The sequence below is a fragment of the Niallia sp. FSL W8-0954 genome (assembly GCF_038005605.1).
GTDB classification, from domain to species: domain Bacteria; phylum Bacillota; class Bacilli; order Bacillales; family Cytobacillaceae; genus Niallia; species Niallia circulans_A.
In genome coordinates, this window is record NZ_JBBOTN010000001.1 from 1,411,422 (window position 1) to 1,435,046 (window position 23,625).

The following is a 23,625-nucleotide window of genomic DNA, read 5'->3' on the forward strand; positions in this document are numbered from 1 at the left end:
GATAGCGATGGCACATGGTGCTTCTTTCGCATCACTAGTTATCGTCGTGACGGTAGCTCTATTAACCCCTATTATTTTGCAGCGGCTTAAATTGAATGTCATTCCGGTAGTTGTTGCCGAAATTTTGATGGGATTAATTATAGGAAAAAGCGGTTTTAATCTAGTCGAACAGGATATGTGGCTAGAAACGCTATCAACATTAGGATTTATCTTTTTAATGTTTTTAAGCGGGTTAGAGATAGACTTTTCTGCTTTCTCTAGTAAGAAAAAAAGAGAGACACTACCTAATGGAGAATTGGAGCCAAAATCCTTTCAAACGGCAATTATTATATTTGTAGCAATTCTCGTTCTTTCTATTGGATTAAGCTTCTTGTTTGTACTTGCTGGTTTTGTTGATAGTACTTTCTTAATGACAATAATTATTGCAACTATCTCTTTAGGAGTAGTAGTACCTACTTTAAAAGAAGCAAATATAATGAAATCAGTTATTGGGCAAATTATTTTGCTGGTGGCTGTAATCGCAGATTTAGTCACGATGATTTTGCTCGCTGTTTTTGCTTCTATTCATGAATCAGGGGGAAATACTTGGCTGCTATTAATTCTTTTTGGGGCAGGATTAATTCTTTACTTTGTTGGTAGAAGAATAAAAAACAAAAAATTTATGGATACTCTTTCCCGAGGAACCGTGCAAATTGGTACGAGAGCAGTATTTGCCCTAATTATTTTTCTTGTTGCTTTATCCGAATCTGTTGGAGCAGAACATATTTTGGGAGCATTCTTGGCAGGGGTCCTAGTGTCGTTATTATCGCCAAATGAAGAATTGGTTCATCAACTTGATTCTTTTGGCTATGGATTTTTAATTCCTATATTCTTTGTAATGATTGGGGTGGAGATGGATATATGGTCATTATTTACTGATCTTAAACTATTGCTATTTATTCCATTGTTATTAGTAGCATTATTAGTAAGTAAGCTGCTGCCAGTCTATTATTTGAAAAAATGGTATGATACTAAAACGATTGTGGCTTCCGGATTTTTATTAACATCAACCTTATCCCTTGTTATTGCAGCCGCGACAATTGGGGAACGATTGAATATTATTACTTCGCAAATGAGTGGGACTTTTATTCTTGTAGCGATTATTTCTTGTATCATTACACCTGTTGTCTTTAAAAAGCTATTCCCTAAAGATGCTGCACGTGAAAAAGTGATAAATGTTTCTATTATTGGGGTAAATCAGGTAACCATGCAGGTTTATCAAGAGTTGAAGTCCACCCTGTATGATGTTACTTTCTATCATAAAAAACAAGAAAAACACGATTTTCAAATTGCTGACTCTTTATTTGAAATCATTGAGTTGGAAAATTATTCGGAAGATATACTGCAACAAACAGATATTTATGGAGCAGATATTGTAGTTGTTTCCACTGGAGATTCTTACTTAAATGCTGAGATGAGTCTCATGATAAAAAGGGCAGGAGTAGACCGAGTTATTTGTCGTGTCGAGAACATGGAGAAAGAAGAAGAGCTGCGCAGAGAAGATATCGAAGTTTTCTCTATGCTTACTTCAACGAAAGCTTTATTAACGGCATTAATTCAATCACCAAATATCTTTGCCCTGCTTGGTAATACGGAAACAGCATTACATGAGATTACATTAAGAAACAAAGAATTTGAAGGGATGTCATTGCGCTCATTCCCATTTACGGGAGACGTTATTTTCGTCCGCATTTTCAGAGGCTCTGATTTTGTCATTCCACATGGCGATACAGAATTACAGCTTAATGATCATCTTCTTGTTACAGGATCACACTCATATGTAACAGAATTAAAACGTCAACTAGAGTTTAATTATAAGTAAGGAAGTAAACCGAGCTTTCTCTTTCTTTTAACAATAGGAAGAGAAAGCTTTTTTAGAGTTTGGTTCCTTATAATGGGGGCGAAAATAGATAAAAGGAAGATGGTTTGTAATGAATAGTTTTTGCTGAAAGAAATAGTAGAGTACTTAATATAGAAGAAAATGATTAAAACGCCTATTACAACAGTGCTTTCTTTTTTTACGTTTTTGTAGTAAAATTAGTACTAGGTACTAATAACTTGTAATAGTATATAGGAGGAATAAGAATGACTTTTTCGTTAAAAGGCAAAACCTATGTAGTGATGGGTGTTGCGAATAAAAGAAGTATTGCATGGGGAATTGCGACTTCCTTGCATAAAGCAGGTGCGCGTTTAATTTTTACTTATGCAGGGGAAAGATTAGAAAAAAGCGTTCGTGACCTTGTTGCAACTTTAGATTCAACAGACAGCATTGTTTTGCCATGTGATGTTACAAATGACCAAGAGATTGCTACTTGTTTTGCAGCAATAAAAAAAGAAGTAGGAACCATTCATGGAATTGCTCATTGTATTGCTTTTGCTCATAAAGAAGAGCTGCAAGGTGATTATATGAATACAACAAGAGACGGATTCTTACTTGCCCATAATATTAGCTCTTATTCTTTAACTGCTGTAGCAAAAGAAGCGAAAGGGTTAATGACAGAAGGTGGAAGCATTGTTACATTAACTTATTTAGGCGGAGAGCGCGCTATTAGAAATTATAATGTAATGGGTGTTGCCAAAGCCTCCTTAGATGCTAGTGTTCGTTACTTAGCTGCTGATTTAGGAAAAGAAGGCATTCGAGTTAATTCTATTTCTGCAGGTCCAATTCGTACATTATCAGCAAAAGGAATCAGTGATTTCAATTCCATTCTTAAAGAAATTGAAGAACGTTCTCCACTAAGAAGAACAACTACTCCAGAAGAAGTTGGCGATACAGCATTATTCTTATTCAGTGATTTAGCAAGAGGGATAACAGGAGAAAACATTCATGTTGACTCAGGTTTCCATATTGTTGGTTAATTTCATTCAAGACAGCCGATCAATAGATCGACTGTCTTTTTTTGCTCTTTCCTTTGCTCCAATTCCACTCCCTTGTACTAGTTTTCTTTTTCATTATTTAAAGTTACATATTAGGCGAATCATGCATACATTAGGATGAATCCTATAAAATTTGTATTCTCTGTTTTAGGAGGTGATTATAGATGTATAGTGAGAATAATAAGCCTTATCTTTCTCAGTCAGGCACAAAAACGATGCAAGGCAATATGCAAGTGAGCTATTCAGCAAAAATTTCTAAACAGAAGCAATACAAAGAGCTGATGGAAAAAAAGCAGAAGGAAGAAGCGCTCCAAGAAATAAAAGCGAAAAAAGATGCTGCGAAAGAAGGAGCAGAAAAACTAGATACTACAAATGTTCAGGAACAAATTCAAAGCTATCAAGAACAGCAAGTGGAAAAAACACCAAGAAAACCAGCTTTTAAACGATTAAAAAGCTTTAAAGAAATGGGAATTGTCGAGAAATTAGAGTACTTACTTCATTTTCCGAAACAGTTACCACCAGTCCCATGTTTGGTTGTAACTGAGCAGGAGACTGTTCGTGGATTTGTTGTTGATTTAAATGCAGATAAAGTCGATATAAAATTAATGGATCAGACAATCGTTACTTTAAATATTGCAACGATCGATGAGATTAAAATGATTGGTATTTAAACAATCTTTTCCCGTTTTAATAGAGAGTTATTTCAAATTGGAATATTTGGCGTCATAAATATAATAGCAGTTATATTTACTATATTACTCGCTAGAATGTAAATGGCACCATTTTTCCATTTGGAATAACTTTTTTTCATCGGATACTATCGTACAAGCATAAAAAGTATTAGGAAGGATTGAAGGATACAATATTCAACAAATTCGTGAACATATAGGAATCAAACTCGTCTAATAACATGCTTGCTTCTTCTTATGCATAAAATATAAGGCGGAGAGAAAGGAGCGATAAATAAAACGGAGGCGTCTTAAAGACGACCTCCGAGTGTATAGCATATACAAAGTTAGTAATTTCTTAGTCACAAACATTTAAGTCAACGTCAGCGATACATTGAACAGCACAGAAGCAGCTTAAGTCAACAGTTATACAGCTTGAAGTACGTTGGAATCCTTCTAATTCACAAATTTTGCTTAAGTCGATTCCTTTGTGTCCAACGATATCTAGAGTTTCTCCATCTTTACCAATAGGAGCAAGAACTCTTAATACTGCACAGCAGTTATCAAAAACATCCTCAACTCTGAAAAAGATGGAAACACAGTTGCAGTCATGACCTGTAAAGAATGCATGGAATGGAGAGCCATCTGCACTGCTTAATACGAATACACGTGTATCTGCTTTTTTACGTTTTGATGGAGATACAAGAGATCCTAAAGGCTCTGAGAAACAGTTAGTTTCACATTCGCAATTGTCTTCAGCGTTATCCTGGATATCTTTAATGGCACGAACCACTTCGCAAACACAGCTGGATGTACCGTGAATATCTTCTTTTTTTCCACAACCCATAATTGTTTTCCTCCTTGTTTGTTTCTTTCTTTATGTTTCTTACATTACTAACATATTGCCGAAGAGCCTTATGGGTTACGGACAAACGCCTTTTTTCTTAAAATTTGGGCATATGACCATTCGTTTAGAATATTTTGGTCTATCGGAGAGGAGAATGGAGATGGATATCCATTGGATGGAGTTTTTTTTACTCATTTTGGCAAGCTTTCGTGTAACAAGATTAATTGTGTTTGATCAGATTACTGAATTTTTCCGGAAAATATTTTTAGAAGAAGTAGAGGAACAAAATAAGGACGGGCAAACAGAAATTTATATTGTCCCTAAGTCAGGTAAAATTCGTGGATTTATTGGCGAATTAATTAGCTGCTATTGGTGTACCGGAGTATGGGTAGCAATCTTTCTTATCATTTTATATTATTTCTTCCCAGCCATTTGTGAACCTGTTGTACTTATTTTTGCGATCGCTGGAGGAGCGTCTTTGTTAGAAGCTATTTTACAACGAGTGTTTGTTGAATAGTTACTAACTGCTGGGCTAGTTGTTTACACATACATTTTTTCCTGACATACAATGGGATAAGAACATTAAAAATTAATGTTTTTATACATGCATAGATCATCATTATTGGAGGGATTGGAGTTGCTAGGAAAAAAAGTACCTAAAGTGACTGAGCCAGTAAAGTCGCAACCAGCTAAAGCAAAGAGAAAAAAATCTGGATGTAACTGTGGAAAAAAATTAGCGAAATAACAAAAAATACCCGACTTTGTGCGGGTATTTTTTATGACTTAAACCCAATTTGTAAAAATTGGATTTTTTTTGTTGTAAAAACATCTAATAATTAAAGCCTAAATCGAAAAAAATAAAGATACTTTAATTCATCTTTAAATAGGAAGGGAAGAATATGACAAATAGAAGGCATGCATCTTATCTGTTGATTTTTAGCATATGTGTATTCTTAGCTGGCTGTGCGAAGGAAACACCGAATAGCCGATGGTCGATGCTTAAAAGAATTAATCCAGCGCCAATTGCTCTTTATACAGAGACTGATGAGAAACAAGAGGAATTAGTAGAGGGAATAAAAGAAGAAACGAATACCATTTCGTCCATTTATGATGTTGCGGTAATCAAGGGGAAGAAAGATATATTAGTTGCTTATAAGGTAAAGCAAATGGCTAGGTTTAAAATGAAAAGCATTGAAAAGGAATTAACGAAGAAACTGGAATCAAAATATCCAGATGAAAGATTCACTGTCTCTAGTGATTTTAAGATATTCTTAGAGACCATCCGCTTATGGGATAAAATCCAGGAGCCGGACTATAGTAAAGAAAAAGCAGATAAGCGTTTGAAAGAGATCATTCAATTGAATAACGAATTAACATAAGGAGGGAAAAAGGTGGCGGATAATAAGAAAAAAAACAAGACACCAGAGCAGCAGCAATATGAAAAGTTGGAACAAAAATTTGAAATGAAACGTCCTGTTCTAAAGAACTGCATTAAAGCATTTTTTGTCGGTGGATTTATTTGTATGATTGGTCAATTTATTTCTTACTTCTATATATATTTCTTTCATTTTACGGAACAAACATCGGGAAATCCAACTTCAGCTACCATTATTTTTCTTTCGATGCTGTTGACTGGATTTGGAGTTTATGACCGGATTGGCCAGTTTGCTGGTGCTGGGAGTGCTGTTCCTGTATCAGGATTTGGTAATAGCATTATTTCTGCCGCTATTGAACATCGCACAGAGGGATTTGTACTAGGAGTCGGAGGAAATATATTTAAGCTCGCTGGTTCTGTTATATTGTTCGGTGTTTTTTCGGCATTTGTAGTTGCTCTTATAAAAACACTATTTATTATGATGACGGGGGGATTCTAATGCTTCAGGGAAAACAGTCCTGGGTATTTCAAAATCATCCAGTAATAAAATCTACCGGAGTATCAGGCGGTCCTTTTGAAGCAAATGGAAGATTAGCTGCTGATTTTGACGTATTACATGATGATTTATGGATGGGAAAAACCTCGTATGAACAGGCTCATCGCATTTTATTGGAAGAAGCAGCACAAACAGCCATGAAAAAAGGAGAACTCAAGCTAGAAGATATCCAGTTCTTTTTAGCAGGTGATTTAATCAACCAAATTACCCCTTCTAGTTTTGCTGCTAGAGATTTACAAATCCCTTATTTTGGATTATTTGGTGCTTGCTCCACGTCTATAGAGGGATTAGCACTTGCTTCCTTTATGGTGAATTATCAAGGAGCTGATAATGTATTAACAGGTGCTTCCAGCCATAACGCAGCAGTCGAAAAACAGTTCCGCTATCCAACAGAATATGGTGGCCAGAAGCCGCCGACTGCTCAATGGACCGTCACAGGTGCTGGAGTTGCCCTCGTCACGAAGAATCAGACAAATGAGCAGCTTCCATACACAACCTCTGCAACGATAGGAAAAGTGGTAGACATGGGATTAGCGGATCCTTTTAATATGGGCGGGGCGATGGCTCCAGCAGCTGCGGATACAATCTATGCTCATTTCCAAGATTTAAATTTAGATCTTTCTCACTATGATTTAATTGTAACAGGTGATTTAGGGAAAATTGGCAGAGAAACAGTAATAGCCCTTTTAAAGGAAAAGGGGTTAATAATTGATGAAAATAAAATGAAAGACTGTGGATTGTTAATATACACAAATGAGCAGCCTGTACAATCTGGAGGCAGTGGTGCAGGCTGTTCCGCAACAGTAATGTACGGGCATTTATTAAATGAAATGAAAAAAGGTATGTATAAAAGAATTCTCTGTGTCGCCACTGGTGCGCTTCTCTCACCGCTTACCGTTCAACAAGGGGAAACGATTCCTTGTATCGCTCACGCTGTATCAATCGAAATTTAAGCAGTGTTTTCTCTGCTGAATGCTAATTTATAAAGAAAGAAGGAGGAATCTATATGCTCCCAATGTTCTTTTGGGCCTTTGTGATTGGTGGCATAATTTGTGTCATTGGTCAGCTTATGTTTGATGTTGCGAAGCTTACGCCTGCACATACATTAACAACATTAGTTGTGACAGGTGCCGTTTTAGATGGATTTGGATTATATGAGCCATTTGCTGACTTTGCAGGAGCAGGTGCGACAATACCAATTTCAAGCTTTGGGAATGCTTTAGTACATGGGGCGATGCAAGAAGCTGAAGTGCATGGCATTATCGGTGTATTAACAGGTATGTTTGAAGTGACAAGCTCTGGAATATCTGCGGCAATCGTATTTGGCTTTATAGGAGCACTATTGTTTAAACCTAAAGGATAAAGCATCATATGTTTTAAAAGAAAAACGTTGTTTAAACCGGGAAATAAATGATTATCTCTGTGACAATCGTACATTCTATTTGTTAATAGTAGCTTGCCTACACATAAACTTCAATTCTCCATATTCTGTTAAGGAGTACAAGGAGAAGCGAGGTGAAGTAGGAATGTGTTATGGCGGATATGGCTATGGCGGCGGCGGTTATAGCGGCGGAGGATATGGTATCTCTTCTTTTGCATTAATCGTTGTTTTATTTATCCTTTTAGTAATCGTAGGAGCTAGCTTCTACAACTAATTCAGGTTAGTCAATGGGAAAAGGAGTTCTCTTGCAAAGAGAGCTCCTTTCTGTTTGTTCTTTGGATTCTCCATATTTATTTAAGCGCTTTGTTCATTTTTTGTTTTCTTTTTCTTGAGTTCTCACCTTTTTTTCTTTCCTTCATAGAATGTAAAGTAGCTCATCGAAGGAGGAAACACAGGTATGAACAATAATTTCTTTAAAAACATTGAGTCTAAAACTGGCGTTAATATGAAAGATATTTTAGAACTAGCGAATTCCTTACAAAATGCAAATTTTAAAGATGAAAAAACAGTAAGAAGTGTCATTCGCAGAGTATCACAAATTGCTGGAAAATCTGTTCCAAAGCAAACGGAAGATAGGATTGTTGAATCAATTGTTAAAGATGGTAAACAGCTTGATTTTAATACATTATCTAAAATGATTAACAAAAAGTAAAATCGAAAAAAGGGTAGCTGCGCGAATTCACGACATAGTTACCCTGTTTTTTCCCTGTAAAATGCTTCTTGTAGAGAATGTATCTGTGTAAGGTTTGAATTACTGATTTTTATTATGACCGTTCCTTTTCAGCTGCTTTAATAGTAACCATTGACAAGGGTGATAAAAAGCGCGAAGTTTTTGCTTTTTTTCCTCTTAAATACATAGGAACCGATAAATATAGTTCTTGTTGTGCCCTTGTCATGGCAACGTAGAGAAGGCGGCGTTCTTCTTCTATCGGCATGAAGTTGTTATTGCGGAATGATTCTAGTGCAAAGTCATGGGGAATGGAACCATCAACCGTACCAACAATATAGACTGTTTTATATTCTAAACCTTTTGCGCGATGAATGGTGCTTAATGTGATTACATTTTCTTCGTTTTTATATTGCTTTCGTAATTCTTCATTCATAGCAGTCATATGGTCTGTATATTGAACAAATTCTTTAATCGATTGGAATTTACGTGCCACCACTTTTAAATCGCGAATATCATCAGAGCCTTTATCCCATTGATTTCCTTCGTTTCCCCGTTTTTTTATAAATTCCTGAAAGCCTAATTCCTTTTCAATATAATTAATAGCATCCAGAGGAGAATAACGAATTAATCGTTTTACTATTTCAGGAATCTTTTTCAATCTGCTTTCTTGAAATGCGAATCCTGTTTTAATAAAAACTAGACAATCTAAAAAGCTGCAATCTTCTAATATGCTTATTGCTTTAATATCCTGTAATACCGTTTTTTTTAAGAATAGGGTCGGGAGAATATCAGCAACCGCTTGCTGGTTATCTGGATCATGAATGAGCTTTAAATAGGCCATCATACTTTTCACAATAAATCTTTGATAGAAAGAACCTGTATCTTGTTCTAAACGAAATGGTAGACTGGAAGAAGCCAGTCGCTCAAACATGGCACGGCTATTTGTATTAGTTCGAAAGAGAATTGCAAAATCCTTCGGTTCATAGCCTGTCTTTATTTTCTCCTGAATATCGGTCAAAATCATCGTAGCTTCTTCTTCCTCATCATAAGGATAAAAGGCAATGGGAGTTTGGCCTGAATAGCCAGTTATCATTTTTTTTGCTCGTCTCTTCGTATTTTTACTGATTGTAGACTTAGCGATGGATACAATTTCTTGAGAAGAGCGGTAATTGTAATCAAGAATAATCGTTTTAGCATTCGGATAATCTTTTTCAAAATCTAAAAGGTATTTTGGATCACTACCACGAAAAGAATAGATAGATTGATCATCATCTCCTACTGCATAGACAGAATGAGCTGACCTTGCCATTAGCTTTATCCATTCGTACTGAACTTTATTGATGTCTTGAAATTCATCTAATAAGAAATGAGTAAAACGCTTTTGATAAGTTTCTAAAATAGCTGGATTTTTAAGAAAGAAATGATAGCCTCCAAGAAGCATATCATCAAAGTCATACAAATTTCGCTGTTGTTTTTTTGTTTCATAGCCACTATATAGTTGGGCAACTTTCTTTTCCCAGTCATTATCAGGCTCTATTTCATGAGGAAAAAGCATACTATTTTTCCATGCACCGATTAATTGAAGAGCTGCATCGAAAGGGAAGTCTTTTTCATCTAATTGCTTTTCACGGGCAATTTCCTTTAACAAAAGCTCTCGCTGCCAATTACTGCTTAATAATTTATTTCGCTGCCATTTCTCCCGTTCATGAAAGATTAAAATTTGGTAAAGAATACTATGAAAAGTTCCAGAAACAATTTTTTGCACAATCCCTTTATTCATCATTGGATAGTGTAAGAGTCTTTCCTTCATTTCATTTGCTGCTTTATTGGTGAAGGTAACGAGCATGATGGTTGACGGATCTACCTTTTTCTCCTGGATGAGATAAGCTGCTCTCATTGTTAACACTCGGGTTTTGCCACTACCGGCACCTGCAAGGACCAGAATGGGTCCATCATCTATTGCGACAGCCTCACTCTGTGTAATATCAAGAGAATAGCCGTTTTGTTTCAGTGTATTTAAATAAGATTCTTGTGGAAAAGTAACTGTTTGACTAGCAGCGACATCAGATGTATGGGTAATCGCCTTTATAGACATAGGCGGTCTAAAAGGAGTAATTTCTGTATTGTCTTTGGAAATATTTCTACTCTTAGGAATCCGGAACCCATTTTTTTCTTCGTAATCGATATCAGCTGCAGCAGCTTGTTCCTGTTCAATAGTAGATGATTCTGTCATACAGGGCTGTTTAGCTGAATAGTGATAAAAATAGGGAGTATTTTTTAATCCTAAATAAAGCTTTACTGCTTCTCCGCATACAGAACATGCGAGAAATCCATTTTTGCCAGCTTCATAAATTTTCTGTAATTCTTGTCTGTCAATGGTATTTAATGAAATAAGTCTATCATAATAAAAAGCTGTTAACATAGGAAACCTCGAATCTATTAATAAATCTGGAGCCGTACATAAGTTTGAAATAATATCTATCATATCAAAAAGAGATGATTGTTTAAAGAGTAGAAAAGGGGTTTACTTTTTGGAAAAGAAGGGAAAAGGATAAATAATAAACTAGAAGGGACAGATTCTGATGGGATATATCTTGCCAATTACTCATTATCAAGCAGAGCAGTACGCGGTTAGAGACATTATAAGCAAAACAAAGAATTATAAGAAAGAAGAAATTTATCCAGCGGCTAAAATCGTTAATTCTTCTACCAATCTACAGATAAAGTATCCTTCTCAGACATCTTACCAGAAGAAACAAAGGCATGAAGAAGGAGTACCCAATGAGAAGTTAATTGCAGAACTAACTGGAAAGGGTACTTATTTTCATGCGCAAATCTAAAGTGTTTTAATTCAATTAGTAGCTTTGCACATATAAAGGCGATCCTTCCTGCCATTCGGCATAGAGGATATCTTTTGGAGATTGAACATCTCGTTTTTTTAATTCTTGCATTAATTGCTCTTCATTCCAACCGATACGAGGTAAGTTTTCTTTGATGATTTCTCCATCAAGAATGATACTTATCGGAAGGGAAGTGGTTTCTAACGATAAATTCATATCCTGTTTTGTTGGATTCACGAATGCTGATTTCTTGAGCACACTGATCGTGCCATCTGTTTCTAAAATGGCATAAGCACATTCTGCTATTGAAAAAACATCTTTTGCACGAAGTAAATGTTGTAATTGATTTATATCTAAATGATTTTTCTTTAATTCCTTAAAATCAATCTTGCCTTTATTTATAATAATAGACGGTTTTCCTTCTAAAAGTTGTCTGGTTTTCCGAAACTTTTGCGTGATGAATTCTGTTATGTAAATTAATCCTCCCCAAATAAGAATGGAGTACATTATTTCTTTTATTCCTGTCTCTGTATCATACATAGCATTTCCGACAAGCTCGCCTAGTACTAAGACAGAAACAAAGTCAAAGGTAGTAATCTGCGTGATTTGTGTCTTTCCTAATACCTTTGTTAAAAGCAACAATAAAAAATAGCCGATAATAAGCTCGCTAAATATATGTGTGAATTCCAATTCAACTCACCCCTTCTTCCATCTATTGTAGGCAGATGGAAGAAAATTAAACCTTTGTTTTTTGCTAATCACGAAAAATAAAAAGGACTGCTCCATGACGGATAATCACAAGCTTTAAAGACAAGCTATGCTTTTCCATCCATTGGGCAGTCCCAAAATCTATAAATGCTTAATCATGGTTTTATGTGGAATACCAGCATCTAGGAATTCCTCCGAGATGACTTCATATCCAAGTTTGCTATAAAAAGGAATGGCCTGTGTTTGGGCATTCAGTTTTAAGGCAGGAGCCCCATCATTTAAGGCATATTCCTCGATTTTATTCATAACTGCTTTTCCAGCTCCACCTTTTCGATTAGTGGAGAGGATGCAGATTCTTTCTACCTTTCCGTATTCATCAAATGTTCGGTAACGTCCAGCACCAATAGGCTTATTGTCGTCATCATAGAGAACAAAATGAACGCTATCCTCTTCATATGCATCTATTTCTTCTTCCATTGGTACTTTCTGCTCCTGAACAAAAACAGTTTGACGAACATAAAAGGCATCTTTTAACTCTTTATCAGTTTTAACAATAACTACTTCCACTTTCCACTATTCCTTTCCTAAACGGAATGTTTCATAGACGGTCCAAGAACCATTTTCCAATTCATATAGCAAATGGAAACGATCCGCTGTTTCTTCAAAATGATAGTTTTGCATGCGTAAATTACTATATAAGTCTAAATGCTCATCACTCGATAAATCCTGCCCAAGTGTAATATGTGGCACAAACGGATGCTCTAGACTAACACCCAATGTACTGATTAGTTCTTGGTGAAGATGTTCTAAGTCTGTACTTGGTTCAATCTTTAAATAAACAACATTGCTTACGGGTTTAAAAGAGCTGACCTTTGTTACTTTAATAGGAATAGAATGATAATGACTTGCAATCGTTGCTAGTTTTTTACTTACTTCTTCAATTTCCTCGTTACTAGCTTCAAAATCACCGATTAACGTGATATGTGGTGGTATCAAAGCATATTTCGGGTCATATCTTTTGCGAAGTGAATTAGCTAAATCCTGCAAATCCTTACCAGGGAAAATAGCAATACCGTATTTCATTCGACGAACCTCCATTTCAAAATAAAAGAGTGTACAAAGATATAGAAGATAGACTATCTATTATTACGATTTCAATGTTCTATATGTAAGATATTATAACAAAATTAGTTATTTATGTTCAAAGATTTCAGAAAAAATCTAATGGTTAACGAGGTACTCACTGTTAGGAAACAAAGACAGTCAATTGAGTGCTCTCTTTTAAGAAGGAAACATTTTAATGAGCATTTTCGCAATATAAGGCTGCCAATATTTCCATGTATGATCCCCATTAAATTCTTCATATGAATAATCAGCATTTGTTGTTTGCAAAACTTGAGATAACTCTCGATTAGGGGTCAGGAAATCCTCGGTTGTGTTGATGGTTGTTTTTACAGATGTTTCACCTATACCGATAATATGATCTATTTCTAGTAAATGAAAAGAATCGAATGTATCAACTGCATCAAAAACACCTTCATTTACTAAGGGGGATTGCAACATAATCTTTCCAAAAGTATGCGGATATTTTAAAGCGGTCATGAATGATACAGTTGCACCTAACGAGTCGCCAATGAGTCCACGTCCCATTCCCATTTGGAAGGTGGGATATTGATCATCTAAATAGGGAACAAGTTCATGTGCTAAGAAGCGAATATATGCTTTATTCTGAGCGCCATCAGGATGATATTTCCTGCGACGATCTTGGACAGAGGAATAGGGGATTCCAACAATAATCGTATCCGCAATTTGATGATTGCCATGTAATTCATCAGCTACTCTGCCGATTCGGCCAAATTGGTAATAATCTTTCCCATCTTGTGCAATGAGTAAATGATATTTATAAAGAGGAGAAAATGCTGGTGGGAGATAGATTAATAAAGTCACTTCTTCTCCTAATTCTTTACTAAAGATAGTTTCCTCTTTTATTGTCCCTTTTGTTGTCATAGTTATCCTTCCTTTATTACAGCTGATCTTACAATTAGTTTATCAATAAAAGCACTTTATGAATAGTATAAAGCTAAAGGGATAGGAATTTTCCTATGTTGGAATTTCTATATATTGTGTACTTTTTGTGAAATAAACACAATATATAGTGAAATGATGATTTGTTCAATTATAATGGATAAGGATTCATTTAGAATGGAGTGAGTTAAATGAGTAATGAGGTTCAACTATTAAATCAATTTGCAGAAATAATGAACAGCAATAATCAGGACTTTATTCAAGAAAATGCAAATGTAGACGGAATGTCACCGATGAGTCATATGATGCAATTTGCTGCAACAGCTTCTAAATACTATACAATGGAACATTTATTATCAGAAAAGGTAAAACAATCACATCTAGAAGGATATATCCATATTCACGATCTAGACTTTTATTCTTCTGGTACTACAACATGCTGTCAAATCCCATTGGCCAAAATCTTAAAGGATGGCTTTAACACTGGTCATGGATATATGAGAGAACCAAAATCAATTATGAGTGCAATGGCTCTTACTTCTATTATTTTGCAAGCTAATCAAAATCAGCAGCATGGTGGACAATCCATCCCAATGTTAGACTATGATCTTGCGCCATATATACAAAAAACATATAGAAAGAATAAAAAACGGTTAAAGGAGGTAATTCAAGAAAAGGCGGAACTAGAGAAAAAGGCCTGGGAATGGACAGAAAGAGAAACCTATCAAGCGTGTGAGGCATTTATACATAATTGCAACAGTATGCACTCCCGCGGCGGTGGTCAGACGCCATTTGTTTCCGTAAATTTAGGAACGGATCAATCAGTAGAAGGAAGAATGCTGACAAAGAATTTATTATTGGCAACACAAGCAGGACTTGGGGCAGGAGAAACGCCAATTTTTCCAATTATCGTTTTTAAAGTAAAAGACGGAATTAATTATCAAAAGAATGATCCTAATTATGATTTATTCCGCTTAGCGATAGAGACGACAAGTAAACGATTATTTCCCAATTTTGTTTTTATAGATGCCCCATTTAATTTAGCCTATTATAACGGCACTCCTCAATCGGAAGTCGCCACAATGGGGTGTCGGACTAGAGTGATGGGGAATATCCACGGAAGTGAACAAACAATAGGAAGAGGGAATTTATCCTTCACAAGTATTAATCTTCCTTTATTGGCTTTAGAGTCAACGACGATAGAATCATTTTTTCATAAACTGGATGAAACGATCGACTTAGTTGTTGATCAACTCCTTGAAAGGTTTCATTATCAAGGAAAGAAAAAAGTAGCGAATTTCAAGTTTTTATACGGACAAGGTGTTTGGCAGGGCGGAGAAGAATTGAATGTGGATGATCAACTAGAAGAACTTCTGAAACAAGGTACACTATCAATTGGCTTTGTTGGTTTAGCGGAATGCCTGGTATCCTTGCTTGGTGTCCACCATGGACAAAGTGAAAAGGCCTATGAAATTGGTTTACAGATTGTTCAATTTATGCGCCAAAAGGCAGACGAAGCCTTGGAAAAATATCAGCTTAACTTCTCTCTTCTTGCTACTCCAGCAGAATCATTCGCTGGAAAAGCATTAAGAGCTGCTCGAAAGAAATTTGGGATTATAAAAGGGGTGACAGATAGAGAATACTTTACGAATAGTTTTCATATTCCCGTTTATTTTCCCATTTCTATTCATGAAAAAATTCAGCGCGAAGCACCGTTTCATGCGTTAACAAATGCGGGACATATTACGTATGTAGAATTGGACGGAGATGCCAGTAAGAATGTAGAAGCCATAGAAATAATCGTACGGACGATGAAAGAGGCAGGGATTGGATACGGAAGCATTAATCATCCCGTGGATCGTTGCATGACTTGTGGACATAAAGGAATAATCGATAATGAATGCCCAAATTGTGGGGAGAAAGATGAGAGCCAGATTGAAAGGATTCGGAGAATAACCGGTTATCTTGTTGGATCACTTAATCGGTGGAATAATGCAAAACGTGCTGAAGAACGGGAAAGGGTCAAACATCGATGAGAGTGTTATCGATTGTGGAAGATAGCATTGTAGATGGTCCAGGATTGCGAACTACTATCTTTTTTGCAGGGTGTACGCATTATTGTAGAGGATGCCATAATCCAGAAAGTTGGAAAATAAATGGCGGAACAGAAATGTCAATAGACGAAATAATGAGGAAAGTAAAGCAAAACCCTTTAAACGATATTACCTTTAGTGGCGGAGAGCCAATGCTACAAATAACTGAGCTTAAACAATTAGCTAAGGAATGTAAACAATTAAATAAAAATATTTGGTGTTATACTGGATATCTTTGGGAAGAATTGAGAGCAACCCAATCTGATGAATTTGCTGAACTAAGTATGTATGTAGATGTTTTAGTAGATGGTCGATTTGTGCTAGAACAAAAAGATTTAAGTTTATTATTTAAAGGAAGTAGCAATCAACGAATTATTGACTGTCAAAAAAGTCTAAAAGAGGATAAAGTTTGTTTATTTAATGAATGTAAGAGAGAGGAAAGAGACCGGGAGATAAGTATTTTAAACTAAATATAAAACCGAACAATTATACGTAAATGGTAATGGGAAATCGTATAATTGTTCGGTTTTTTTTACAGACCATCCGCTTAATTATTTCCTAACAACTTTCTATTATGTTAAACGAGGTTTTTTTGTAAATTCTGCATTATGATCTTCTTTTTTAAAGAATGTTTTTCTGATATAGGGTAATACCCATCGATCTAATCCGAAGTACCCAGCATTTGCTCCAGCAAACATAATGATCATGCCCATTAAGATATCAGTTGGGTTATGAGAGATGGTGCCTGCAAGTAAGAAACAGAAATTCATAATGACACCAAAGAATGCTGCTGCTGTAGTTAAACAACCTAAAATTAACCCAAGACCAACTAATACCTCCCCAATTGGGACGAGCACATTAAATAGTCCAACATTTGGTAAAGCAAATCCTTCGACAAAACTTGTATACCATCCATAAACCGCGGTTCCGTCTGGTCCTGTAACTGGATTAGTAACGGCATTTGTTAAAAACCCAGAAGCATCAAATCCTCCACCAGTTAATTTACCAAATCCGGAAGTAAACCAAGAATAACCTAGCACCAAACGTATAATGGTTAAAAGTCCAGCTGCGACTTTATTTTCTCTAAAAAAGCTCATAAACATAAGAATCATCCCTTCTTTTTTGTTTCTATTATTTACAAGTTAAATATATCAAATACTCCTAAGAAAAAAACAATATTGTGATTTAATTCACAATATCTACAAAAGAATATGACAGAATTGTGAACATAATTAAATGGAAAGTAATTTATATTGCATTTAATTTGGGGATCATCATTTCAGCACGGTTCTTCTTTTTCGTGTTAGAATAATGGATAAATAAAAAACATCGTATTTATAAGGGGAATTTATTATAAAGGAGAGGCTTTCATGACAACGGTAACCATCATAGCTGGTGGACATAAAATAGACTCACGATTAACAGGTATTTTACAATTTGCGGTAGATTATTTAGGAAAGAAGAATGTGGCTGTTCATATCATTCAAGTGCATCAATTACCAAGTGCTGCCTTAATTACAGCAGACTTTATGAACAAGGATATAATAGCGGCTAGACAAAAAGTAGAACAAAGTAATGGTGTCATTGTATTATCACCTGTATTTCAGGCATCTTATTCCGGAATTATCAAGACGTTTCTTGATTTATTACCACAAAAGAGTCTACGAAATAAGGCAATACTTCCACTGATGCTAGGAGGAAGTATTGCCCATTTATTAGTAATGGATTATGCTTTAAAGCCTGTTTTAGCGAACCTAGGTGCGACAAATTTATTAACAGGGGCATATGTAACAGATAATCAAATTGCAAAGAAAGACAATCAAAACTATGTATTAGATATCGATTCAGAAACAAGGATTACGAATCAATTAGAACAGTTACTGGAGGGAATTCAATAATTGTGGAAAAGTGATGGCAGACCATCACTTTTTCTATATTTTCCTAGAATGTGGAGAGTGGACATGGTATGATAAGAATAGAAAGAGTATTTTAAAAGATGCAGGTAATAATAATCTATAATCATGACTTGTTAGCTCAGTGGGAGAGCACTTGCTTGACAGGCAAGGGGTCACTGGTTCGAACCCAGTACAGGTCATTATAAAGGAACGTAGAAAAAAGCTTCTCATTAGAGAAGCTTTCAGCTTGTTGATAAAAGGAATTTAGGAAATGCAAATGGAATTATTATGCATTGATTGGAGTGGAAGGGGTGAGACTCCTGTGGGATCTGCGAGACAGTCTGAGACCCTGCAGGCCTTTAGGGCGAAGCGGCTCAGCGCGAGCCCCACGGAAAGCGAACCCCTGCAACGGAAATCAACTCTTATTTAAAAGAATGTATATGTATAAACTGTCGACAAACTCCTAATTACTGAATTAGGAGTTTGTCGACAGTCTGAAAGCTTCTCAGTAGAGAAGCTTTTTTTCTTTGTAAACGTACTTCAAAATTTTATTAATTTGAATAGTCCTGCTAACCAAATACATAATAAACAGCATTTTTCGAGAAGAAAGCGAGTAAGCACTTGGTAGATGTGGAAAATATCAATACCATGGTCCTCTATTTAACGGTACATTTGGACCTAAGTAAGGGTAATAAGCTTGAGTTCCTTGTGGCCTTGGAGCGATATAATACATTTGTCCACCAATCAAGTAGTAATAAGAGTTATCCTTTCCAAGAAGTTGTTGGTTCCATGCTCCATATGTCGGCTGGGGGAAGTTTTGATAAATTACGCCATCTAGCCCAGTGATAATAGTTGGCTGCATATGTTTGCCTCCTTTATATTTGATTTATCTTATGTGAAGTTTGATAAATAGATGGTTGTTTCATAGTTATAAAGAAAAAAAGCACCAGCAATTTCGGTGCTTAAAAAGATTTATTATGATACATACAAAAAATCTATTACATTTTTAATTACTATTTCTCTCCTCCTGTACTGCCCTTAATTGAGAAATAGTCACAAGTTGATATCCTTCTTTTGTTAATTTTTCAATAATTTCCACTGCTGCATCAGCGCTTTTTTCATATATATCATGCATTAGGATAATGCTTTCATCACTCGCTGCTTTCATAACTTTATCAACAATTTTCTTTTTCGATGGATGTTTCCAATCTTCTGGATCAATGTTCCAAAGCACAATCTCTTTATCTAGTTCTTTTTTTAGTTCAAGCTGGATAGCTCCATAAGGCGGACGAATGAGAGTTGGTTCCACTCCTGTTACCTTTTTGATTAAATTATCCGTATCTTGAAATTCCTTTAAGGCTTTCTTGGTATTCATTTTAGTGAGAAGGGGATGATTCCATGAATGATTCCCTATTTCATGCCCATTCTCAATAGCTTGCCGAAGGACGTTTGGATAATATTGAACACGCTCACCAAGAACAAAAAACGTAGCATGGCCATTATATTTCTTTAATGCTTTGAGAATTTTTTTTGTTGGTTTATTACTTGGACCGTCATCGAATGTTAATGCAATAACTTTTTTGGATGGATCAATTTTTGCTACTTCAGGTAATTCGGTGACCAATTTTTTCGGTTTTGCTTCTGCAAGTAAATTTTTATTTTTCTCTTCCTCTTGATAGATTGCTAGTAATTTATCTTGTAAAATCTCTTTTTTGATGGCAAGTTCTTGAACACCTAGTTTTTCCGCCGCAATTTGGTTAGGAGGAAAATAAAAAAGAATAGAATCATTTAGAACCGCAAAGTTTTGAAAGTTACCTTCATGTGGTGCAGTTCCTTGTTTTACTAACGCTTTGTCTGTTGCCAGGTCTTTATCCTTTATTAATTCTCCATAACTGATTTTTGAAAGGAGAGATAAATAATTGCTTTTTTCTTGGAAAATGTCTTTTAATGAAAGCTGTTTATGTGTCTGTAAATCAAATGTTAAACTTTCTGTTGTCAAATTCCCTTTAGGTCCTGCAGTATATTCAAACGTCTCAAAAAGAATCGAGATTGTTTGCTTGCTGTAATGCGTAATCGTGTAGGAAATATGTAAGGAAGTTTCCTGCGTGTCTGGAACATTTGCTTTTTGAATATGTTTGTCATATTCGGTAATTTTGTTTGTAATATATTTTTTCAGGGCAGCAGTAATTTCTTCATCTGGAAGGATTGGATAGCTGGTCCAGTAGCCTCCATGCTTTTCATCTTTAGTATATGAGTTTATTTCAATTGTCTTATAATTTTGATCATATTGTATCTTGACCTCTGGCTGTTTTTCTGAGGGTTCAGCAGCCTGCTTTTTTTCACTATCGAAAAACTTGAAAATAAATACTAAAAGAGTGAGGCAAATAAAAAGTATAAAAATATTTCTCCATTTTAAGCGTTTCATGTTGTTAACTCCTTACTTGAAATAAAAGGTAATGCTTCATCATTTATATAGACGTAATAGAAGGGGAAATAGTTTTACATTTAGTTAAATTTTTCAAAAAAAGATGGATACAATTATAATTTTGTCGCTAAATAGATTGGAGAACTAGAATTTCCTTTTCATGCGATTCTTGAGGAGGAGGAGGAGACTCCCTGTGGAATCAACGTTAGTCCTACAGAAAGCACCCTCTGATTCAAGGAGGTTAATACATATACTTTACTCAAATTTATATTTCTAAAAAATGGGGTTTTATCTTAAGTCTGTATGATTAAACTATATTTTTTCTTTAATATAATGAATAAAAAATTTTCTTTGTTTGTAACTTGATAAAAGAAATATTTTTTCGTATAATAATTCTATTAAATGAAAACACTTTCAAACGTAAAAGAAAAGGTGGTAATAATATGGATGCCTATTTATTGATTATTGCATTACTTTCCATTGTCATTGTTATTGTTGGAGTTTCCCTTTTTAAGTGGCATGCTTTTATCAGTTTAACAGTGGCGAGTTTATTTTTAGCTGTTTTTTCAGGACTATCTTTTGATAAGATTGTAAGCGCTTATGAAACAGGAGTAGGTGGCGTATTAGGTCACTTAGTTGGTATATTGGCACTAGGTACAATTTTAGGAAAAATGCTTTCTGAATCAGGTGCAGGCTTAAGAATTGCAAATTATTTTGTAAACGTTTTCGGAGAAAAGAAATTACCTTGGGCTATGTTTTTTTCGGGGTTTATAATTGGAATTCCGGTATTTTTTGAGGTTGGTATTTTAATATTATTACCGCTTGTTATTTCCATTCAAAAGGCAACAAAGAAAAATATTTTATTGATTGCCTTACCTGGTATTGCTGGATTATCCATTGTACACGGACTTGTTCCGCCACATCCTGGAGCAATTGCTGCTATCGGTATTTTTGATGCTAATTTAGGTACGGTCTTATTATACTCCTTGATTATTGCAGTACCAGCAGGGATTCTCGGGGGACCTTTATTTGCAAAGTGGATCAATAGCCGTGTTTTTCCTAAAGGAGAGTCAACACTTATTACGGCAGAGCCAATAGCAGAAGATAAATTGCCAAGTATAGGCGTGTCTTTCCTATCTATCTTATTACCTGTCATTTTAATGATCATTGGAACCGCTGCCCCTTACTTAACGATTTTCTCACAAGGCGTAAGAAATGTACTTATCTTTCTTGGCAGCCCGTTATTATCTTTATTAATTGCTGTATTTTTCGCTTTTTATTTCCTCGGTATGCGTCAAGGAATGGACAAAGAGAGTATCAAAAAGTTTACAGAAGATTGTTTCTTGCCGGTCGGTTCTATTTTACTAATTATCGGTGCTGGTGGTGCATTTAAACAAGTGTTAATTGCTAGTGGAGTAGGCGATACAATTGGATCAATGTCAGAGAGCTTATCATTATCCCCACTTGTATTAGCTTTTATGATTGCAGGATTGATTCGGATAGCAACTGGTTCTGCAACAGTAGCCTTAACAACAGCAGCAGGGATAGTGTCACCAATAATCGCAGGAATGTCTGGCGTAAATGTGGAACTATTAGTGATTGCAACCGGTGCTGGTTCCTTAATGTTCTCCCATGTAAATGATGCTGGGTTCTGGATGGTAAAAGAATATTTAGGACTAACAGTCGAAGAAACCTTCAAAACATGGACAGTATTAGAAACGATATTATCATTCATTGCATTTGCAGGCGTCTTGATTTTAGATTTAATTGTTTAATAGACAGTTGTATAAGTTAATAAAAGGCAAGAGGGATTATTCCTTCTTATATGATATGTACTTTAGTTAATCGTTTAATGGTAACCAGTTTATTGGAACGGTAAGTGATTGGTCAGATCTAAGTTAGTTAGAAAAATTTACACGAGCAATTTATTTGTCATTCCCCCTTGCTTCATGTACAGTAAAGCTCTCACCTTTTTAGGTGAATGCGCGGAAGGTTGACGTCTGTAAAACTCGAATGGTTCAATTATTCAGTTGAACTTCTAGAAGTTTTCCTTTTACTGAAATAGAGTATTCTTCAACTCTCCATAGGGAAGCAATTAAAGGGGAAATGTTAATGAAACAAGTATATAGTGATTTCATCCAGTTTCGCGGAAGTCATTATGATTTTGGATACATGCAGGGAGAATTATTAAAGGATTCACCCATTCTCCCTAATCGCATAAAGCACTGGACATCTAAGCGAAAACGCTATTTTACCATAAATGAAAAAGAATCTATCCAACTCCTAAATAAATTTATTCCTGGAATGCTAGCAGAAATCACTGGATTAGCTGACGCTCTTCAGTGGAGAATAGAGGATGCATTACGAGAATTTGGCGGCCATTATGTAGAGTATGGAAGAAGTGGATGCTCTATTTTAGCAGGCTCCCAGTATTTAATTAGAAACTATGATAGTCATCCAGGTTCCTATGAGGGTCGCTATATGATCTATCAGCCAACTGATACTGGATATGCAGTAATCGGTCCATCTATGCAAATAACAGGAAGAATAGATGGGATAAATGAAAAAGGTCTCGCAATGGGTTATAACTTTATTAATCGAGTTGGTTCAGGGGATGGTTTTATTTGTAATATGATTGGTCGAATGATTTTAGAGACATGTGCAAATGTAGAAGAGGCCATTGATTTATTAAAAGAAATACCACACCGAACATCCTTTAGTTATGTGTTATTAGATCCAAGTGGAGAGGCGTATGTTGTAGAAGCAACTCCACGATCTGTCATTGCCAGAAAATCTAATATTAGTACGAATCACTTTGAAATATTAAAAGAAGAAAACCGCTATCAGATGGATGAATCTATACAAAGAAAGCAGAATATCGAAAAGCAGCAGGGAAATCATTCAAATGTGTATGAGGCCTTTCGAATATTGAATGACAGAGATAAAGAGATATTTTCAAATAAGTATAATGCTTGGTCTGGAACACTGCACACCGCAGCATATTTACCTAATGAAAGAAAAGCGTGGTTTGCGCTTGGGAGTGATCGAATGCCTGTTATCATCGATTTAGAATCTTTCTTAAAGGGAGAAAAGCTGAACTTTAAAAAAATTATAGGGCAGCTTGATTATGATACTCCCTTTATTAATATGGAGCTATTATAGTGTA

25 protein-coding genes and 1 tRNA gene are annotated in these 23,625 nt (G+C 35.5%); 17 read left to right on the top strand and 9 right to left on the bottom strand.

The features are described 5' to 3' along the window. The first annotated feature begins 7 nt into the window (after positions 1-7). The 3 genes from NX902_RS07015 (at position 8) to NX902_RS07025 (ending at position 3,587) form a co-directional block, all read left to right on the top strand. Positions 8-1,861: a monovalent cation:proton antiporter family protein gene (locus tag NX902_RS07015; RefSeq protein ID WP_095329995.1), complete on the top strand. Its 1,854-nt coding sequence runs from the start codon at positions 8-10 to the stop codon at positions 1,859-1,861. A 263-nt stretch (positions 1,862-2,124) separates the two neighbouring features. After that, on the top strand, positions 2,125-2,898 hold the full coding sequence (fabI, locus tag NX902_RS07020; protein ID WP_095329994.1) for an enoyl-ACP reductase FabI: 774 nt from the start codon (positions 2,125-2,127) through the stop codon (positions 2,896-2,898). A gap of 182 nt (positions 2,899-3,080) precedes the next feature. Further along, on the top strand, positions 3,081-3,587 hold the full coding sequence (locus NX902_RS07025; protein WP_095329993.1) for a CotO family spore coat protein: 507 nt from the start codon (positions 3,081-3,083) through the stop codon (positions 3,585-3,587). Between the two features lie 355 nt (positions 3,588-3,942). On the opposite strand, the gene NX902_RS07030 is transcribed toward NX902_RS07025, so the two are convergent. After that, positions 3,943-4,431, bottom strand: coding sequence for a CotY/CotZ family spore coat protein (locus NX902_RS07030; RefSeq protein WP_095329992.1), 489 nt, complete (start codon positions 4,429-4,431; stop codon positions 3,943-3,945). Positions 4,432-4,591: 160 nt separating this feature from the next. Between NX902_RS07030 and NX902_RS07035 the strand changes: the two genes are divergently transcribed. The 7 genes from NX902_RS07035 (at position 4,592) to NX902_RS07065 (ending at position 8,455) form a co-directional block, all read left to right on the top strand. Next, positions 4,592-4,948, top strand: coding sequence for a DUF1360 domain-containing protein (locus NX902_RS07035; protein WP_095329991.1), 357 nt, complete (start codon positions 4,592-4,594; stop codon positions 4,946-4,948). A gap of 382 nt (positions 4,949-5,330) precedes the next feature. Continuing rightward, positions 5,331-5,810 carry a sporulation protein gene (locus tag NX902_RS07040; protein WP_095329990.1) on the top strand — a complete coding sequence of 160 codons (480 nt, stop codon included), beginning with the start codon at positions 5,331-5,333 and terminating at the stop codon, positions 5,808-5,810. A 12-nt stretch (positions 5,811-5,822) separates the two neighbouring features. Beyond that, entirely contained in the window at positions 5,823-6,305 is a 483-nt protein-coding gene (spoVAC, locus tag NX902_RS07045; protein ID WP_095329989.1) for a stage V sporulation protein AC, read from the top strand. Then, positions 6,305-7,315, top strand: coding sequence for a stage V sporulation protein AD (gene spoVAD, locus NX902_RS07050; protein WP_095329988.1), 1,011 nt, complete (start codon positions 6,305-6,307; stop codon positions 7,313-7,315). Before spoVAC ends, spoVAD begins: the two co-directional genes overlap by 1 nt. A gap of 53 nt (positions 7,316-7,368) precedes the next feature. After that, positions 7,369-7,725: a stage V sporulation protein AE gene (gene spoVAE, locus NX902_RS07055; RefSeq protein WP_095329987.1), complete on the top strand. Its 357-nt coding sequence runs from the start codon at positions 7,369-7,371 to the stop codon at positions 7,723-7,725. Between the two features lie 163 nt (positions 7,726-7,888). Continuing rightward, complete coding sequence (locus NX902_RS07060) at positions 7,889-8,017, top strand: YjcZ family sporulation protein (RefSeq protein ID WP_095329986.1); 129 nt, start codon at positions 7,889-7,891, stop codon at positions 8,015-8,017. Between the two features lie 183 nt (positions 8,018-8,200). Beyond that, positions 8,201-8,455, top strand: a complete 255-nt coding sequence (locus NX902_RS07065; RefSeq protein ID WP_095329985.1) for a stage VI sporulation protein F — start codon at positions 8,201-8,203, stop codon at positions 8,453-8,455. Between the two features lie 112 nt (positions 8,456-8,567). Here NX902_RS07065 and NX902_RS07070 read toward each other — a convergent pair whose 3' ends face one another. After that, positions 8,568-10,895, bottom strand: coding sequence for an ATP-dependent helicase (locus NX902_RS07070; RefSeq protein WP_341160671.1), 2,328 nt, complete (start codon positions 10,893-10,895; stop codon positions 8,568-8,570). 160 nt (positions 10,896-11,055) lie between these two features. Between NX902_RS07070 and NX902_RS07075 the strand changes: the two genes are divergently transcribed. Beyond that, positions 11,056-11,313 (top strand): hypothetical protein, encoded by a 258-nt coding sequence (locus tag NX902_RS07075; protein ID WP_095329983.1) that lies wholly within the window; start codon positions 11,056-11,058, stop codon positions 11,311-11,313. A 15-nt stretch (positions 11,314-11,328) separates the two neighbouring features. Here the strand turns inward: NX902_RS07075 and NX902_RS07080 are convergent, their stop codons facing one another. The 4 genes from NX902_RS07080 to NX902_RS07095 all read right to left on the bottom strand — a co-directional run bounded on the left by NX902_RS07080 (position 11,329) and on the right by NX902_RS07095 (position 14,028). Further along, positions 11,329-12,003 (bottom strand): DUF421 domain-containing protein, encoded by a 675-nt coding sequence (locus NX902_RS07080; protein WP_095329982.1) that lies wholly within the window; start codon positions 12,001-12,003, stop codon positions 11,329-11,331. Positions 12,004-12,162: 159 nt separating this feature from the next. After that, positions 12,163-12,588 carry a GNAT family N-acetyltransferase gene (locus NX902_RS07085; protein WP_095329981.1) on the bottom strand — a complete coding sequence of 142 codons (426 nt, stop codon included), beginning with the start codon at positions 12,586-12,588 and terminating at the stop codon, positions 12,163-12,165. A gap of 6 nt (positions 12,589-12,594) precedes the next feature. Beyond that, entirely contained in the window at positions 12,595-13,104 is a 510-nt protein-coding gene (locus NX902_RS07090) for a 2'-5' RNA ligase family protein (RefSeq protein ID WP_095329980.1), read from the bottom strand. A 198-nt stretch (positions 13,105-13,302) separates the two neighbouring features. After that, on the bottom strand, positions 13,303-14,028 hold the full coding sequence (locus NX902_RS07095) for an alpha/beta hydrolase (protein WP_249878962.1): 726 nt from the start codon (positions 14,026-14,028) through the stop codon (positions 13,303-13,305). A gap of 209 nt (positions 14,029-14,237) precedes the next feature. Here NX902_RS07095 and NX902_RS07100 point away from each other — a divergent pair, with 209 nt between their 5' ends. Together NX902_RS07100 and nrdG are read left to right on the top strand one after the other, a co-directional pair. Further along, entirely contained in the window at positions 14,238-16,082 is a 1,845-nt protein-coding gene (locus NX902_RS07100; RefSeq protein WP_341122720.1) for an anaerobic ribonucleoside triphosphate reductase, read from the top strand. Beyond that, positions 16,079-16,609, top strand: coding sequence for an anaerobic ribonucleoside-triphosphate reductase activating protein (nrdG, locus tag NX902_RS07105; protein ID WP_095329977.1), 531 nt, complete (start codon positions 16,079-16,081; stop codon positions 16,607-16,609). The genes NX902_RS07100 and nrdG overlap by 4 nt, the downstream gene beginning before the upstream one ends. A 102-nt stretch (positions 16,610-16,711) precedes the next feature. On the opposite strand, the gene NX902_RS07110 is transcribed toward nrdG, so the two are convergent. Further along, positions 16,712-17,242, bottom strand: a complete 531-nt coding sequence (locus NX902_RS07110) for a DoxX family protein (protein ID WP_095329976.1) — start codon at positions 17,240-17,242, stop codon at positions 16,712-16,714. A gap of 267 nt (positions 17,243-17,509) precedes the next feature. Between NX902_RS07110 and ssuE the strand changes: the two genes are divergently transcribed. Beyond that, entirely contained in the window at positions 17,510-18,037 is a 528-nt protein-coding gene (gene ssuE, locus NX902_RS07115; RefSeq protein WP_095329975.1) for an NADPH-dependent FMN reductase, read from the top strand. Positions 18,038-18,162: 125 nt separating this feature from the next. Then, positions 18,163-18,234 (top strand) — tRNA-Val (locus NX902_RS07120). A gap of 440 nt (positions 18,235-18,674) precedes the next feature. On the opposite strand, the gene NX902_RS07125 is transcribed toward NX902_RS07120, so the two are convergent. Together NX902_RS07125 and NX902_RS07130 are read right to left on the bottom strand one after the other, a co-directional pair. Next, entirely contained in the window at positions 18,675-18,896 is a 222-nt protein-coding gene (locus tag NX902_RS07125; RefSeq protein ID WP_095329974.1) for a hypothetical protein, read from the bottom strand. Positions 18,897-19,040: 144 nt separating this feature from the next. Beyond that, positions 19,041-20,459: a polysaccharide deacetylase family protein gene (locus tag NX902_RS07130; RefSeq protein WP_095329973.1), complete on the bottom strand. Its 1,419-nt coding sequence runs from the start codon at positions 20,457-20,459 to the stop codon at positions 19,041-19,043. A gap of 443 nt (positions 20,460-20,902) precedes the next feature. Between NX902_RS07130 and NX902_RS07135 the strand changes: the two genes are divergently transcribed. Together NX902_RS07135 and NX902_RS07140 are read left to right on the top strand one after the other, a co-directional pair. Then, positions 20,903-22,234 (top strand): GntT/GntP/DsdX family permease, encoded by a 1,332-nt coding sequence (locus NX902_RS07135; protein ID WP_095329972.1) that lies wholly within the window; start codon positions 20,903-20,905, stop codon positions 22,232-22,234. Between the two features lie 337 nt (positions 22,235-22,571). Continuing rightward, positions 22,572-23,621 carry a C45 family autoproteolytic acyltransferase/hydolase gene (locus NX902_RS07140; RefSeq protein WP_095329971.1) on the top strand — a complete coding sequence of 350 codons (1,050 nt, stop codon included), beginning with the start codon at positions 22,572-22,574 and terminating at the stop codon, positions 23,619-23,621. Positions 23,622-23,625: the final 4 nt, after the last annotated feature.

Coding starts and splice junctions, on each gene's coding strand:
- NX902_RS07015 (WP_095329995.1), top strand. CDS start 8: ATGGCACATGGTGCTTCTTTCGCATCACTAGTTATCGTCGTGACGGTA.
- fabI (WP_095329994.1), top strand. CDS start 2,125: ATGACTTTTTCGTTAAAAGGCAAAACCTATGTAGTGATGGGTGTTGCG.
- NX902_RS07025 (WP_095329993.1), top strand. CDS start 3,081: ATGTATAGTGAGAATAATAAGCCTTATCTTTCTCAGTCAGGCACAAAA.
- NX902_RS07030 (WP_095329992.1), bottom strand. CDS start 4,431: ATGGGTTGTGGAAAAAAAGAAGATATTCACGGTACATCCAGCTGTGTT.
- NX902_RS07035 (WP_095329991.1), top strand. CDS start 4,592: ATGGATATCCATTGGATGGAGTTTTTTTTACTCATTTTGGCAAGCTTT.
- NX902_RS07040 (WP_095329990.1), top strand. CDS start 5,331: ATGACAAATAGAAGGCATGCATCTTATCTGTTGATTTTTAGCATATGT.
- spoVAD (WP_095329988.1), top strand. CDS start 6,305: ATGCTTCAGGGAAAACAGTCCTGGGTATTTCAAAATCATCCAGTAATA.
- spoVAE (WP_095329987.1), top strand. CDS start 7,369: ATGCTCCCAATGTTCTTTTGGGCCTTTGTGATTGGTGGCATAATTTGT.
- NX902_RS07060 (WP_095329986.1), top strand. CDS start 7,889: ATGTGTTATGGCGGATATGGCTATGGCGGCGGCGGTTATAGCGGCGGA.
- NX902_RS07065 (WP_095329985.1), top strand. CDS start 8,201: ATGAACAATAATTTCTTTAAAAACATTGAGTCTAAAACTGGCGTTAAT.
- NX902_RS07070 (WP_341160671.1), bottom strand. CDS start 10,895: ATGTTAACAGCTTTTTATTATGATAGACTTATTTCATTAAATACCATT.
- NX902_RS07075 (WP_095329983.1), top strand. CDS start 11,056: ATGGGATATATCTTGCCAATTACTCATTATCAAGCAGAGCAGTACGCG.
- NX902_RS07090 (WP_095329980.1), bottom strand. CDS start 13,104: ATGAAATACGGTATTGCTATTTTCCCTGGTAAGGATTTGCAGGATTTA.
- NX902_RS07095 (WP_249878962.1), bottom strand. CDS start 14,028: ATGACAACAAAAGGGACAATAAAAGAGGAAACTATCTTTAGTAAAGAA.
- NX902_RS07100 (WP_341122720.1), top strand. CDS start 14,238: ATGAGTAATGAGGTTCAACTATTAAATCAATTTGCAGAAATAATGAAC.
- nrdG (WP_095329977.1), top strand. CDS start 16,079: ATGAGAGTGTTATCGATTGTGGAAGATAGCATTGTAGATGGTCCAGGA.
- NX902_RS07110 (WP_095329976.1), bottom strand. CDS start 17,242: ATGTTTATGAGCTTTTTTAGAGAAAATAAAGTCGCAGCTGGACTTTTA.
- ssuE (WP_095329975.1), top strand. CDS start 17,510: ATGACAACGGTAACCATCATAGCTGGTGGACATAAAATAGACTCACGA.
- NX902_RS07125 (WP_095329974.1), bottom strand. CDS start 18,896: ATGCAGCCAACTATTATCACTGGGCTAGATGGCGTAATTTATCAAAAC.
- NX902_RS07130 (WP_095329973.1), bottom strand. CDS start 20,459: ATGAAACGCTTAAAATGGAGAAATATTTTTATACTTTTTATTTGCCTC.
- NX902_RS07135 (WP_095329972.1), top strand. CDS start 20,903: ATGGATGCCTATTTATTGATTATTGCATTACTTTCCATTGTCATTGTT.
- NX902_RS07140 (WP_095329971.1), top strand. CDS start 22,572: ATGAAACAAGTATATAGTGATTTCATCCAGTTTCGCGGAAGTCATTAT.